This is a genomic window from Streptomyces sp. S063 (assembly GCF_002832675.1).
GTDB classification, from domain to species: Bacteria; Actinomycetota; Actinomycetes; order Streptomycetales; family Streptomycetaceae; genus Streptomyces; species Streptomyces sindenensis.
The window spans coordinates 2,816,157-2,830,021 of record NZ_CP021707.1 but is presented as its reverse complement, the minus strand read 5'-3'; the positions used below and the strand labels follow the sequence as shown (position 1 = coordinate 2,830,021).

Annotated in this window: 14 protein-coding genes; 3 read left to right on the top strand and 11 right to left on the bottom strand. The window is 71.4% G+C overall.

The window, feature by feature from the left end; translation table 11 throughout:
- Positions 1-42 precede the first annotated feature (42 nt).
- The 7 genes from CCZ36_RS12740 to CCZ36_RS12710 form a co-directional block, all read right to left on the bottom strand.
- Positions 43-1,347 (bottom strand): cytochrome P450, encoded by a 1,305-nt coding sequence (locus CCZ36_RS12740; RefSeq protein ID WP_128817678.1) that lies wholly within the window; start codon positions 1,345-1,347, stop codon positions 43-45.
- Positions 1,344-1,958 (bottom strand): GTP-binding protein, encoded by a 615-nt coding sequence (locus tag CCZ36_RS12735; RefSeq protein WP_069740653.1) that lies wholly within the window; start codon positions 1,956-1,958, stop codon positions 1,344-1,346. Before CCZ36_RS12735 ends, CCZ36_RS12740 begins: the two co-directional genes overlap by 4 nt.
- Positions 1,939-2,295 carry a DUF742 domain-containing protein gene (locus tag CCZ36_RS12730; RefSeq protein WP_069740652.1) on the bottom strand — a complete coding sequence of 119 codons (357 nt, stop codon included), beginning with the start codon at positions 2,293-2,295 and terminating at the stop codon, positions 1,939-1,941. The genes CCZ36_RS12735 and CCZ36_RS12730 overlap by 20 nt, the downstream gene beginning before the upstream one ends.
- On the bottom strand, positions 2,292-2,708 hold the full coding sequence (locus CCZ36_RS12725) for a roadblock/LC7 domain-containing protein (protein ID WP_069744710.1): 417 nt from the start codon (positions 2,706-2,708) through the stop codon (positions 2,292-2,294). The genes CCZ36_RS12730 and CCZ36_RS12725 overlap by 4 nt, the downstream gene beginning before the upstream one ends.
- A gap of 115 nt (positions 2,709-2,823) precedes the next feature.
- A complete protein-coding gene (locus CCZ36_RS12720; RefSeq protein ID WP_237302647.1) occupies positions 2,824-4,791 on the bottom strand; it encodes an ATP-binding protein in 1,968 nt (655 codons plus the stop codon).
- Between the two features lie 478 nt (positions 4,792-5,269).
- On the bottom strand, positions 5,270-5,395 hold the full coding sequence (locus tag CCZ36_RS34750; RefSeq protein WP_164873499.1) for a DUF397 domain-containing protein: 126 nt from the start codon (positions 5,393-5,395) through the stop codon (positions 5,270-5,272).
- The gene (locus CCZ36_RS12710) at positions 5,352-6,266 is read right to left on the bottom strand and encodes a helix-turn-helix domain-containing protein (protein ID WP_128817675.1); all 915 of its coding nucleotides are present in this window, start codon (positions 6,264-6,266) and stop codon (positions 5,352-5,354) included. The genes CCZ36_RS34750 and CCZ36_RS12710 overlap by 44 nt, the downstream gene beginning before the upstream one ends.
- A gap of 167 nt (positions 6,267-6,433) precedes the next feature.
- Between CCZ36_RS12710 and CCZ36_RS12705 the strand changes: the two genes are divergently transcribed.
- A complete protein-coding gene (locus tag CCZ36_RS12705; RefSeq protein ID WP_069740667.1) occupies positions 6,434-6,970 on the top strand; it encodes an ATP-binding protein in 537 nt (178 codons plus the stop codon).
- 3 nt (positions 6,971-6,973) lie between these two features.
- Here CCZ36_RS12705 and CCZ36_RS12700 read toward each other — a convergent pair whose 3' ends face one another.
- The 4 genes from CCZ36_RS12700 to CCZ36_RS12685 all read right to left on the bottom strand — a co-directional run bounded on the left by CCZ36_RS12700 (position 6,974) and on the right by CCZ36_RS12685 (position 10,103).
- Positions 6,974-7,528, bottom strand: a complete 555-nt coding sequence (locus tag CCZ36_RS12700; protein WP_206515726.1) for an AAA family ATPase — start codon at positions 7,526-7,528, stop codon at positions 6,974-6,976.
- 72 nt (positions 7,529-7,600) lie between these two features.
- Positions 7,601-7,993, bottom strand: a complete 393-nt coding sequence (locus tag CCZ36_RS12695; RefSeq protein WP_069740665.1) for a VOC family protein — start codon at positions 7,991-7,993, stop codon at positions 7,601-7,603.
- Complete coding sequence (locus tag CCZ36_RS12690; protein ID WP_069740664.1) at positions 7,990-8,301, bottom strand: ArsR/SmtB family transcription factor; 312 nt, start codon at positions 8,299-8,301, stop codon at positions 7,990-7,992. Before CCZ36_RS12690 ends, CCZ36_RS12695 begins: the two co-directional genes overlap by 4 nt.
- 53 nt (positions 8,302-8,354) lie before the next feature.
- Positions 8,355-10,103, bottom strand: coding sequence for an MFS transporter (locus tag CCZ36_RS12685; protein ID WP_443069806.1), 1,749 nt, complete (start codon positions 10,101-10,103; stop codon positions 8,355-8,357).
- A 337-nt stretch (positions 10,104-10,440) separates the two neighbouring features.
- Between CCZ36_RS12685 and CCZ36_RS12680 the strand changes: the two genes are divergently transcribed.
- Both CCZ36_RS12680 and CCZ36_RS12675 read left to right on the top strand, forming a co-directional pair.
- Complete coding sequence (locus CCZ36_RS12680; protein WP_032781529.1) at positions 10,441-11,229, top strand: ABC transporter ATP-binding protein; 789 nt, start codon at positions 10,441-10,443, stop codon at positions 11,227-11,229.
- Positions 11,226-13,811, top strand: coding sequence for an ABC transporter permease (locus CCZ36_RS12675; RefSeq protein ID WP_128817674.1), 2,586 nt, complete (start codon positions 11,226-11,228; stop codon positions 13,809-13,811). Before CCZ36_RS12680 ends, CCZ36_RS12675 begins: the two co-directional genes overlap by 4 nt.
- The last annotated feature ends 54 nt before the right edge of the window (positions 13,812-13,865 follow it).

The following is a 13,865-nucleotide window of genomic DNA, read 5'->3' as shown; positions in this document are numbered from 1 at the left end:
ACCCCGGCCCGCTCTCCTGCGCCCTCTCGCTACGGCCGCCCGCTACTGAGCCATCGGGCTGAACCGGACCGGCAGCGCCGACAGCCCGCGCATCCAGATCGAGGGCCGCCAGGACAGCTCCGCCGGTTCGACCGCCAGCATCAGGTCCGGCAGCTGTTCCAGCAGTGTCTCCACCGCCGTACGGGCCATCACGTCGGCCAGCAGCGGCGCGGGGTAGGGGCAGCGGTGCTCGCCGCCGCTGAACGAGAGGTGCGCGGAGTTCTCGGCCCCGACGTACGCCTCCGGCCAGATCTCCGGGTCGGTGTTGGCCGCGGCGATCCCCAGGACCAGGCAGTCGCCCGCCCGGATGTGCCGGCCGCCGAGCTGGGTGTCCCGTACGGCCCAGCGGCCGATGAAGTTCTGCGTCGGGGTGTCCAGCCACAGCACCTCGTTGAGGGCCTCGCCGACGCTGAGCCTGCCGCCGGAGACGTTCACCGCGAAGCGTTCGTCCGTCAGCAGCAGCCGCAGCGTGTTGCAGATCCAGTTGGCGGTGGGCTGCTGGGCGGCGGCGATCACCGAGATCAGGTCCTGGACGATCTCCTCGTCGGTGAGCCCCGCCCCGTGCGTCACCATGCGGGAGGTGACATCGGGTCCGGGCGCCGCCCGCTTGTCCTTGACCAGTTGGCGCAGCCGGTCGCCGACGCGCCCGTAGGCCGCCACCGGGTCGTCCCCCTCGCCGGCGTCGAGCGAGATGCGCAGGTCGTCCACCAACTGCTGGGTGTCCGAGCCCGAGACCGGCATCCCGCACATCTGGACCACGGCCCGCATCGGCAGCGCGTGGACGTAGGTACTCATCAGCTCCGTCCGGCCGCTTCCGGCGAAGTCCGCGATGAGCCGCTCGGCGATGCGCCGGCAGTCCCGGGCCAGCTCGAACTGGTCGACGCCCTCCAGCGCCTCGGTGATGACACCGGCCCGGCGCCGGTGCTCGTCGCCCTCGGTGAAGAGCACCGACGGCTGGTAGCCGACGAACGGCAGGAGCGGCCAGTCCGGCGGAATGCTGTCCCACTGGTTCCAGCGGCGCGAGTCCCGGGCGAACAGCTCGTCGTGCGTGGTGACGTAGGAGAGTTCGGCGTAGCCGAGGACCAGCCAGGCCGGTACGTCACCGTCGAGCAGGACCGGCGCCACCGCGCCGTGCTTCCGCCGCAGCGAGCGGTAGAGCTCGGTGGGCGTCTGCTGGTAGGCGGCCCCGGACAGGCGTACGGCACCGGGGGCGACCGGGCAGCCGGAGGCGGCGGTGGCGTCCGGGGCGTACGGAGAGCCGAAGGGAGGATCGGAGGACGGGCTGGAGGACGGGCTGGAGGTGGTCATGGTGTCGTCTCCCGGGCGATGGCCATCGTGCGCAGATGGTCGACGAGCGTGATCAGGACGTTCTTGCTGGACGCCCGGACCCGGGCGTCGCAGTCGATCATCGGGACGTGCTCGGGCAGGGCCAGGGCCTGACGGATCTCTTCGAGGGGGTGGGCGACGTCGTCGTCGAACCGGTTGACCGCCACCACGAACGGGGTGCCGTGGTGTTCCAGCCGGTCGATCGCGTACCAGGAGTCGTCCATCCGGCGGGTGTCCACGAGGACGACCGCGCCGAGCGTGCCGGAGAACAGCCGGTCCCACAGGAACCAGAAACGCTCCTGTCCCGGGGCGCCGAACAGGTACAGCACGATGCGTTCGTTGAGGCTGATGCGGCCGAAGTCGAAGGCGACCGTGGTGGTCGTCTTGGCATCGACGCCGCTCGTCTCGTCGACGCCGACACCGGCCTGGGTCATGACCTCTTCGGTGTTCAGCGGCCGGATCTCGCTCACCGAGCGGACGAGCGTGGTCTTGCCGACGCCGAACCCTCCGACGACGACTATCTTCAGGCCGGTCTCGGCCGCGTCGGCCAGCGGGGTGCGCTGGGCGGGCAGCTCACAGCTTCCGGAGACCATGGAGCACCTCCTTCAGCAGTTCGGAGTCGGGGAGTTCGGCCCGCGAGGCGGACACGCGGGGGTGGCGGGCGGTGATCCGGCCCATGACGTGGAGGTCGTCCAGCAGGATGCGGACCACGGTGACGGGGAGGGAGAGTTCGGCGGCGATCTCGACGACGGCGGTCGGGTGGCTGCACAGTTCGAGGATCCGCGCGTGCTCGGACTGCATGCCGGGGGTCGGCCGGCTCTCGCTGACCACCAGGGTCACCAGGTCGAACGAGTCCGCGGCGCGGCTGCGTCCGCCGGTGACCGTGTAGAGCCGGTCGGGGGCTCCGGTGTCGACGGGGCGCCGGATCACGAGGTACTCCCCGGCACGGTGCCGCGTGGTGCGGCGCGCAGGTGTTCGCCGATCTGTTCGACCATCTGCGTCATCTGGTTGCCCACGATGCTGGGGTCGGCCTCCTCGGTGGCGACGACGGCCAGGTGCGCGCCCTCACCGGCCTCGACGATGAAGAGCAGGCCACCGTGGAACTCGGTCATCGAGTGGCGTACGCCGCCGGAACCGTCGCCGAACTCGATGGAGGCGCCCTGCGCCAGCGCCTGCATGCCCGAGCAGATGGCCGCCAGCTGGTCGGCCTGGTCAAGGGTGAGGTGCTCGCTCCAGCAGAGCTTGAGCCCGTCGCGGGACAGGGCCAGGGCGTGCCGTGTGCCGGGGGTCTGCTCCAGCAGCCTCTGCAGGAGCCAGGTGAGGCTGTTGTCCGTTGTCTGCATGATGAGTGACGGGACCGTGGCGCCGGGGAACCGGCCTACGGCCCGTACCTCCAATCTCGGATGTTCGGGCGAGCGCGTCCGGTGGCCCCGGACACCCTGCGGATGGCGTTCCTGGCTACGGCGCGGCGGACGGCGGCGGTACGGTCCCGGGGTCCGGCTGCTCCGCCGCCGTGTGGCCCTGGGGCCGCCGGCCGCGCTGGAAGGCGCCGAACTGCTGGCCCGCGGTGCGGGGCGGGGTGGCCCGTGGCGTGTCGCCCCGCGGGTTCGCCGAGGAGGCCGGCGCGGGCGCCCCACGGTGACGGCCCCGCTCGCGCTCCGCCTCGCCCATGGTGCGGCCGGGCGTGCGGACGGGCAGACCACCGGGGGTGGAGGCGGGGGCCGCCGGGCGGGCCGCGGGCTGCTCGGGCTCCCGGGAACGGACGACGAGGGGGTCGGGGGCCGGGGGAGCCGGTGCGGGGGCTTCGGGGAGGGAGGGCGTCGCCGGTGCGGGCGTCGGGGGCGGCGTTACGGGCGCGGGTGCGGGCGACACGGGTTCCGGCGCGAGCGCGAGTGCGGGCGCGGCCGTGGGCTCGGGCTCAGGGGCAGGGGCAGGGGCAGGGGCCGGCGCAGGCGCGGAGGCAGGGGCGGGCGCGGAGGCAGGGGCAGCCGCGGTCGGGGCGGCGGCTTCCCGGAGGCCCGGGGCGACCGCATGGCTCTCGCGGGACTCCTGCGCGATCAGATGCCTCGGCAGCAGGACGACGACGCCGGTGCCACCGCGGGAGGACGGCCGGTAGTTGACGCTGATCCGGTGCTTGAGCGCCAGCCGCCCCACCACGGCGAGACCGAGGCGTGTGCCCTGGAGGGCCGCGAGGTCGGTCGTCCGCCCGGCGACGGCGTCCGCGGCGCGCCGCATCGCCGCGTCGGCCATCTTCAGGCCGCTGTCCTCGATGGTGACGACGATGCCGGTGCCACGCTCCTCGACATAGACGTGCACCTCGTCGATGGGCGGCGAGAAATTGGCCGCGTTGTCCATCAGTTCGGCGAGCAGGTGCATCACGCCTTCGGCGGCGAAGCCGGAGACGGCGACGTTCGACGAGCAGTGCAGCCGGACCCGCTGATAGGCGGCGATCCGGCCGACCGCGCCGCGCAGGATGCTCTCCATGACGATCGGCCTGTTCCAGGCGCGGCTGGGCCGGCCACCCATCAGCAGGGCCAGGCGGTCGGTCATCAGGCCGAGCTGAGAGGTGCTGTGGTCCAGCTTCAGCAGATCGCCGAACACCTCTTCGCTGTGACGTTCCTGCATGCTGCGCAGATCGGCGAGCATGCTGACGGACTTCGCCTGGACGCGGCTGAGCGCCTTGGCGGACGCGGTCTGCGCGGCGAGGGCGCGGCGTTCGCTGAGCGCGAGCTCCCGGAGGACGGCCTCGACGGAGGCGCGCAGCAGGGGCTGTTCCGGGAGGTACGCCTCGGACTGCACCGTGGCGCCGGACTCGCCCTCACGGAGCCGGGCGGCCACACCCGGCAGGGTCTCGTGGGTGAAGCGTTCCACCTCGGAGGTCAGGGCGTGCAGTTCGTCGCGGAGCCGGGCGTTCTCCCTGCCCAGCTCGTCGTGGATCCGCGTGCTCTCGGTGCGCAGGGCAGCGGTCTGCTGCTCCTGTCCCTCGACGGTGGCCGCGAGGGCGTGCAGCAGCTTCCGCTGGCGCTGCCCGCGCGGCAGCGGGATCCGGCCGAGGGCTTCGGCGGCCGGTACTCCGCCGCGTACGAGACGGAGCAGTGCGGGGAGCGCCACGTCGGCGGTGTGGGCGGTGTCCGCTTCGAGCGCGGTCAGCGAGGTCTTGAGCCGTTCGGCCTCGGCGGTCCGGGCCGAGGCCGCCCGCTGGGCCCGGACGGCGAGGGTGTGCGCGACGGAGAGGGCGGCGGCCAGGACGACCCAGCCGGTGACCACCACCGCCACCGCCCAGCCGCGCGCCCCGGACGGAGCCAGGACCACGGCCACGGCTCCGGCGACGGCGAGCACGGACAGCACGGCCACAAGCGGCGCTCTCGCCGTCCCGGGCGCCTTCGTCGGCCTCCGCCGCTGACTGGCTGGTACGGGTTCTGGCATGGATGCGGTCCCTCAGTTCTACCGAGCGGAAGGTGTGCGGCCGCTCCGGGATGGTGCAGATCACCTGGCGAATCGGAGAAAAGCGGAAGCAGCCTTTCCTGTCAGGGTTCGACCACATCGTAGACATGCTTGTGCGGCGGTTGATCCGGTGAACGGCATAGTCCGTAGGCAGAGTGATTTTGTCGCGAAGGAGCCAGCCGAACATGAGGGTTGTGGTATTCGCGCGGCGGTGCACGGCACTGACCGGCACCGGACGGGAATGGGCCCCGGGGGAATGGTCGGGGCATATGCGTCACGTACGCCGCGAAGGGAGGACGTTCCGGGCCCGAGGAATTCTTTTCGGCCAATCCGGAAAGCCTCGCCGGATCATATCGGGCGAGGCTGTGGTGCCGGTAGATCCGGTATCGCGTCGGTAAATGCTCAGTGACACCAGTAAACCGAGTGGTGTCGAAGCGCGCGGGGGGCGCGGCGCACCGCGTCAGCGGGCGGCGACCCCGGCGATGAACGCGCTCCATGCGGCGGCGGGGACGACGAGGCCGGGGCCGGTGGGGTTCTTGCTGTCACGGACGGGGACGACGCCGGGGAATCCGTCCGCCACCTGCACGCAGTTGCCGCCCTCCTCGTTGCTGTAGCTGCTGCTGCGCCAGGCGGCGGCGGTCAGATCGGGACGGGATACTCCCTGCACGGTAATCAACCTCCAGCACGGATCGGATCAGGTCGAGCGACATCTGTGGTGGTAGTGCCATCGCCCTGAGTTGATCGTAAGTCAGATCGAACTGTTCGACCTCGTCCGGTTCCTCGGTGAGCCGGCCGTGGTGTGCCCCTTCCGTGTAGGCGATCTTCGTGCCGTCCGGCATCACCAGGACGGTGAGGGACCCGGGCAGCGCACCGTGCGCGCCTTGGTCGAACGGCAGCACCTGAAGGGTGACGTTGGGCTCCTCCGCCATCCTGAGCAGCTTCTCCGACTGGCCGCGCATCACCGCCGCTCCACCGACCGGGCGCCGGAGCACGGCCTCGTCGAGAACGATCCACAATTCCGGCCGGTCCGGGCCGGTCAGCCGCACCTGGCGGTCGAGCCGGGCCGCGACGCGCTCCTCCAGGTGCTCGGCGTCGCGCAGCGAGTGGCCCATGCTCAGCAGGGCCCGCGCGTATTCCGGGGTTTGCAGCAGGCCCGGCACGGCATGGGAGGAATACTCACGGATCACCGTCGCCCGGGCGGAGTACGCGATGAACGCCTGCGACCAGTCCGGATACGCCTCCCGGTACACGTACGGCCAGAGGTCGACCAGTAACTCGTCCGCCACCAGCTCCTTGTCCAGGACCCGGGTCAGCTCCAGCGTGGGCTTCGCACCGGTCGCGCGCTCCAGTTGGGCGATCCGGCTGCTGACCACGTGGGCGAGCGCGCCCACTTCGGCCTGGGTGAGTCCGGCCGCGACGCGGAGCTTGCGCAGGCGCGATCCGAAGAGCGCGGCCATGGAAGCCTGCGGGTCAATTGCTTTGGCCATGGCGATACTTCCGTTCCTTACGGCCTGCGCGGTAAGGCGCTGTCACCTTCCGAGGCTAGGCCGCGCCGCCGACTCTTGAGCACGGAACGTCACGGAACTCGCACGTGTGGGTGACGTGAGAAGAGTCGAGCGAGCGGATGGTCAGCATGACCGGCAAGAGGACGACCGCGGCGGCGCAGGCCGGCGCACGGGAAGATGCCCCACCCCACCCGCGCGGCTTCGGGCTGACGGCCAACGGTTACGGGAGCCTGTCGCGGCAGTTCCCCCCGACGCCCAGGGGGGCGCGGCTCGCCCGTCGCACGGTGGTGCGGCAGTTGGGGCAGTGGGGGTTCGGGCCGATGACGGACGCGTCGTGCTCGGTCGCCCTCGTGGTGGCGGAGCTGGCGGCCAACGCGGTGTGCCACGGGCGGCTGCGGGGGCGGAACTTCCATGTCCGGGTGGACTACGAGGGTCCGGCGAGCCGCTTCCGTATCGAGGTCTCGGACGCCCTGCTCGGCCGGACCCCCGAGCAGGCGACGCTTGCCCCGGAGGACGAGGAGTCGGGGCGCGGCCTGTTTCTGGTGGAGTGCCTGGCGACGAAGTGGGGGTGGGAGCCCCGGAACCCGATCGGGAAGACCGTGTGGGCGGAGGTGGCGGCGGCCCCGCCCGCCGGTGGGGGCCGGGCGCACGGATGACGATCAGGAACCGCCGACGGGCCGGGGCCCGGTCCAGCCGGTGGCGTCGACCACCTCCCGTGCGATGTCGGCGACGAGCCGTCCGTCCGTCGCGACGCGCACGGTGTCCCCATGGGCATGCTGGTCGAGAAGCCGTGCCTTCCGGAGACTGGCCCGCAACTCGTGCTCCAGCTCCGAGCCGAGTTCGCGTCCGGTCAGCCGCTCGCGGGCGGTGGCGTCGGAGGCGGTGAGCAGGACCCGTACGATCCCCACTCCTGCCCCCATGGCACGTTCGAACATGCCCGTCGTCTCCGGCAGCACGCTCATGGTGTTCGTGTAGATCAGGCGCCGGTGGCCGAGCCGGGCGTAGTTCGCCCACACGGCCGTCAGATTGCTCTCGGTGATCTTCGCGCGGCGGGGGTCTCCGTCCGGAGCCGGGTGAACCTGCCCCATGAAGTCGCCGTCGATGACCGTGTGAGCGACGGCCTCGGCGCGCAGCAGCGCCGAAACCTCCCACCCCACCGTCGTCTTCCCGACGCCGGCCCGTCCGCCGATGAGCAGCAATTCCGCGTGATCCATGGGGGCAGCGTGCCGGAGGGCGCCCGCACCACGCGAACCGATTTCGGCTGCCGCCGCCCGCGGGCGGCGGCATCAGCCGCCGTTGTGCATGATCTGGATGAGGTTGCCGCAGGTGTCGTCCAGGACGGCGGTGGTGACGGGGCCCATCTCCGTAGGCTCCTGGGTGAAGCGGACGCCGAGCTTGCTGAGCCGGTCGAACTCCGCCCGTACGTCGTCCACGGCGAAGGCGGCGGCCGGGATGCCGTCCTCGACCAGAGCCGTCGTGTACGGCTTCACGGCCGGGTGCTTGTCCGGCTCCAGGAGGAGTTCGGTGCCGTCGGGGTCCTCCGGCGAGACCACGGTCAGCCAGCGGTCCTCGCCGCCGAGCGGGACGTCGTGCTTCTTCACGAAACCGAGGACGTCCGTGTAGAAGCGCTGGGCCTTCTCCTGGTCGTCGACGAAGACGCTGGTCAGGTTGATCCTCATGGGGTGCCCTCCGGGGTTTGCGGGGTCCGCGGTGTCTTCGGTCCGAGCCATCGCCCGACGATGTGCTCAAGAGGTTCGGTGTCGAGGTCGTGGAACTTGTACCGGCCCTCGCGGCGCGTGATGACCAGGCCCGCCGACTCCAGGACGGCCAGGTGCTGGCTGACCGCCTGCCGGGACAGGCCGAGGCCGTGTCTGGTCACCAGCCGTCCGCATATCTCGAACAGCGTCTGACCGTTCCGGTCGGTCAGCTCGTCGAGGATGCGCCGCCGGGTCGGGTCGGCCAGGGCCTTGAAGACATCGTCCGCCATGACTCCACGATAGGCAAGTGGTGACTTGCCTATCAAGCGGGGGGCTCGTCCCGCTACGAAGCGGCGCCCTGCCGGCCCTGCGCCCCGGCGGTCTCGGGCACGTCCGCCACCTCGGTGATGACCGGGAAGCGGCGGGGGGCGAGGATGATCAGGGCGAGCAGGGCCAGGGCCGCGGCCCCGGCCGCCCCGACGTAGACGTAGTCCACCGCCGCGTCCACCGCCCGGCGCACGTGGTCCGTCGCCGCCGCCGAGAACGCGCCCGGGTCCTCCAGCGCGCGGGTCACCGCGTCCAGGTCGCCGGGGAGGCCGTCCACCGGGGCGTCGAGGAGGCGGGCGGCCAGGACGCCGTTGGCGACGGCCCCGAAGAGCGCCGCGCCGATGCTCTGGCCGACCTGGCGGCAGAAGAGGACCGATGCCGTCGTCGTACCGCGCTCCGCCCAGCCGACCGTCGACTGCACGCCCACGATCAGCGGCAGTTGGAACAGGCCGAGGGCCGCGCCGAGCAGCAGCATCAGGAGGGCCGGATGCCAGGGCTCGCCGGGGTAGGGGAGGAGGGGGAAGGCCAGCAGGACCAGCAGCGCCGCGCTCATGCCGATCATCGCGGTCCGCCGGAAGCCGATGCGGTTGTAGACCCGGTCGGACAGGGCCGCCGACACCGGCCAGCTCAGCGTCATCACCGAGAGCACGAACCCGGCGGCTATCGGGCCGAGACCCAGCACCGACTGGGCGTACGTGGGCAGGAAGACGGTCGGCGCGACCATCAGCAGGCCCATCGCGCCGAGCGCCAGGTTGACGGAGGCGATGGTGCGCCGTCGCCACACCCAGCCCGGAATGATCGGCTCCGCCGCCCGCCGTTCGATGACGACGGTCAGCGCGGCCAGCGCCGCGCTCGCCCCGAACAGGCCGAGCGAGGGCGCCGAGAGCCAGGGCCAGGCCACCCCGCCCTGTACGAGCGCGGTGAGCAGCAGGGTGCCGGTCGCGAAGACGGCGAGCGCGCCCGCCCAGTCGACGCGGGGCCGGGCGGCGGGCCGGGGCCGGGAGGGCTCGTGGAGATGGCGGACGACCAGCCAGAGGGCCACGGCCCCCACCGGGAGGTTGATCAGGAAGATCCACCGCCAGTCGGCGTACCCGGCGAGCAGCCCGCCGACGACCGGCCCCGCCACCGCCGACGTGGCCCACACCGTGGACAACTTCGCCTGGATGCGCGGGCGTTCCTTGAGCGGGTAGAGGTCGGCCGCGATGGTCTGCACCGTGCCCTGGAGCGCACCGCCGCCCAGCCCCTGGACGATGCGGAAGGCGATGAGCGCGGCCATGTTCCACGCGGCCGCGCAGAGGACCGAGCCGACCAGGAACAGGATGATCCCGGCGATCAGGACCGGCTTGCGGCCGAAGGTGTCGGAGAGCTTCCCGTACAGGGGGAGCGTGACGGTGACGGCCAGCAGATAGCCGGAGAAGAGCCAGGAGAAGACCGTGAGCCCGCCGAGGTCGCCGACGATCTGGGGGACGGCGGTGGAGACGATGGTGCCGTCGATGGCGGCCAGCGCCATGCCGAGCATGAGCGCCGCCACGACGGGGCGGCGGCCCCGGGGGGTGGTGACGGCGGCCGGCGCCGCGGTCTCGTCGCCCCGGCCGCGGACGGTGCCGCGGGAGCCGCCGTCGCCGTTCGGGTCCGTGCCGCCTGAACTCCCGTCGCCCCGGCCCGTACCGTCGCGGCCGTCCCGGCTCGTGCCGCCGTCCCGGCCCGTGCCGCCCGCCTCCGTGTCGCCCGTGTTCGCGTCGCTCTCGCCGTCCGTGCCGCTCACCGGATTCCTTCCCTATGCACGTATCTCCGGTGGCACTGTCTCATCGATGGGGCGCCGAGGGGGAGCCCCTGACCCTTCTCCGCCAGAGGGACGAGTTCCCCTAGGGGGCGCCCCCTCATAGTGGCCAGGGCCCGTTCCTCCCGGCGGAGGACGTGGTGGCGGGGGCCTTCTCCTTAACCTCTTCTTACGTCGCCGCTACGGCTCACCGCAGGGGGGTGGGTGGGGAAAACCCCACCTGAAGACTGCGCTGAGCACCATCGCGCCGGGGGCGGTCCGGAACACAGAATCGGAACGTACTCAGCGACGTCCAGTCATCGACCGACATAGGAGAAAAACCGTGACAACGGCTGTGACCATTCCCAGGCACGGGGGCACTGGAGGGCGTACGGCCGTTGCGGCACGGGCGCGGCAGGTCGTGAAGGCCTACGGCACCGGCGAGACCCGGGTCGTCGCGCTCGACCACGTCGACGTGGACATCGCCCGCGGGCAGTTCACGGCGATCATGGGCCCGTCCGGCTCCGGCAAGTCGACCCTGATGCACTGCCTGGCCGGGCTCGACACGGTCACGTCGGGCGAGATCTTCCTCGACGAGACCGAGATCACCAAGCTGAAGGACAAGAAGCTCACCCAACTCCGGCGCGACCGGATCGGGTTCATCTTCCAGGCGTTCAACCTGCTCCCGACGCTCAACGCGATCGAGAACATCACGCTGCCGATGGACATCGCCGGCCGCAAGCCCGACGCCGCCTGGCTCCAGCAGGTCGTGGAGACCGTCGGGCTCGCCGAGCGCCTCAAGCACCGCCCCACCCAGCTCTCCGGCGGCCAGCAGCAGCGCGTCGCCGTCGCCCGGGCGCTCGCCGCCCGGCCGGAGATCATCTTCGGTGACGAGCCCACCGGAAACCTGGACTCCCGCGCCGGGGCCGAGGTCCTCTCCTTCCTCCGCAGGTCGGTCGACGAGCTGGGCCAGACCATCGTCATGGTCACCCACGACCCCGTGGCCGCCTCCTACGCGGACCGGGTGCTGTATCTCGCCGACGGTTCCATCGTCGACGAGATGCTGAACCCGACCGCCGAGCAGGTCCTCGACCGCATGAAGCACTTCGACGCACGCGGGCGGACGTCATGACTGTCTGGAAGACCTCCGTGCGCAACTTCTTCGCGCACAAGGGCCGGATGGCCCTCTCCGCCGTGGCGGTGCTGCTGTCCGTGGCGTTCGTCTGCGGGACGCTCGTCTTCACCGACACGATGAACACCACGTTCGACAAGCTCTTCACCATCTCCTCGCCCGACGTCACCGTCAGCCCGAAGAGCGCGGAGAGCGACGACGAGCAGCCCGACAGCGGCAAGCCCGCCTCGCTGCCCGCCTCCGTGGTCCAGCAGGTCGAGAAGGCCGACGGGGTGGCGCGGGCCGAGGGCTCCGCCTTCTCCATGGCGGTCACCGTCGTCAACAGCGACAACAAGAACATGGGCTCCGACACCGGCGCCCCCACCATCGCGAGCAACTGGACCAAGAACGACCTGCGTTCGATGGAGATCACCTCCGGGCACGCACCCCGCGGTCCCACCGAGGTGATGGTCGACGCCGACACGGCGAAGAAGCACAAGCTCACGATCGGCGACGAGCTGCGCACCATCGCCGCCACCGGTGACCTCAAGGCGAAGATCAGCGGCATCGCGTCCTTCACCGTCACCAACCCGGGCGCGGCCGTCGTCTACCTCGACACCGCCACCGCGCAGAAGCACCTGCTGGGCGCCCCGGACGTCTTCACCCAGATCCTCGTGACGGCCGAGAGCGGCGTCAGCGACACCCAGCTCAAGAAGAACGTGGCCGCCGCCCTCGACGGCACCACCGGGTACAAGCTCCAGACCCAGCAGGAGGCCGCCGACGCCAACAAGGACGACATGGGCGCCTTCCTGGACGTCATGAAGTACGCGATGCTCGGCTTCGCCGGAATCGCCTTCCTCGTCGGCATCTTCCTGATCGTCAACACCTTCTCCATGCTGGTCGCCCAGCGCACCCGCGAGATCGGCCTGATGCGGGCCATCGGCTCCAGCCGCAAGCAGGTCAACCGGTCCGTGCTCCTGGAGGCCGTCCTCCTCGGCATCGTCGGCTCCGTGCTCGGCGTCGCGGCCGGCGTCGGCCTCGCCGTCGGGCTGATGAAGATGATGAGCGCCGTCGGGATGACGCTGTCCACCGAAGACCTCACCGTCGCCTGGACGACCCCGACGATCGGCCTCGTGCTCGGTGTCGTCGTCACCGTCCTCGCCGCGTACATCCCGGCCCGCCGGGCCGGCAAGGTCTCCCCGATGGCCGCCCTGCGCGACGCCGGGACCCCCGCCGACGGCCGCTCCGGCTGGATCAGGGCCGGTATCGGTCTCTTCCTGACGGCGGCGGGCGGCGCGGCCCTGTGGGCGACGACCCAGGCGGACAAGGCCACCGAGGGCTCCCTGTTCCTCGCCCTCGGCGTGCTGCTGACCCTCATCGGCTTCATCGTGATCGGCCCGCTCCTGGCGGGCGTCGTGGTGCGCGGGCTGAGCGTCGTCGTCCTGCGGCTCTTCGGCCCGGTCGGCCGGCTGGCCGAGCGCAACGCCCTGCGCAACCCCCGGCGTACGGGGGCGACCGGCGCCGCCCTGATGATCGGGCTCGCCCTGGTGGCCTGCCTCTCCGTCGTCGGGTCCTCCATGGTGGCCTCGGCCACCGAGGAGCTCGACAAGTCGGTCGGCGCGGACTTCATCGTCCAGGACGGCAGCACCGGCCGCCCGATCGTGCCCCAGGCCGCCGACGCCGTGCGCGCCGTCCCCGGCCTGGAGCACATGACCGACTACACCTTCGTCAAGGCGAAGATCACCGCCCCGAACGGTAAGACGGAGGACGAGGGGCTCGTCGCCGCCGACCCGACGTACCAGCAGGACGTCCGCCGCACGGTCGTCTCCGGTGACCTCGCGAAGGCGTACGGGAAGAACGCCATGTCCGTCGGCGACGCGTACGCCGAGCGGCACGGGATCAAGGTCGGCGACACGATGACCGTCGCCTTCAAGGCGGGCGAGACCGCGAAGCTCAAGGTCGCGGCCATCACCTCCGACGACACCAACATCGACCGCGGCGCGATGTACACCAACCTCACCACGGCGGCGTCCTACGTCCCGGCCGACCGGATGCCGCAGAACGTGGTCATGTTCGCCAAGGCCGAGGAGGGCAAGGAGAAGGAGGCGTACGCGGCGCTCAAGAGCGCCATCGCCGAGTACCCGGTCTACCAGGTCCAGAACCAGGCCGACTTCAAGGAGCAGCTGAAGGACCAGATCGGCCAGCTGCTGAACATCGTGTACGGCCTGCTCGCCCTGGCGATCATCGTCGCGGTGCTCGGTGTGGTGAACACCCTCGCCCTGTCCGTCGTCGAACGGACCCGTGAGATCGGCCTGATGCGCGCCATCGGGCTCTCCCGCCGCCAGCTGCGCCGCATGATCCGGCTGGAGTCCGTGGTCATCGCCCTCTTCGGTGCGCTGCTCGGACTCGGACTCGGGATGGGCTGGGGCACCGCGGCCCAGAAGCTGCTGGCGCTGGAGGGCCTTGAGGTCCTGGACATCCCGTGGCCGACGATCCTCACGGTCTTCGCCTGCTCCGCCCTGGTCGGACTGTTCGCCGCCCTCGTCCCGGCCTTCCGGGCGGGCCGGATGAACGTCCTGAACGCCATCGCGACAGACGGGTGAGCACGCAACCGCCCGGCGGGGGTGAGCCCGAGGGCGTCACCGTAGGATGACCGG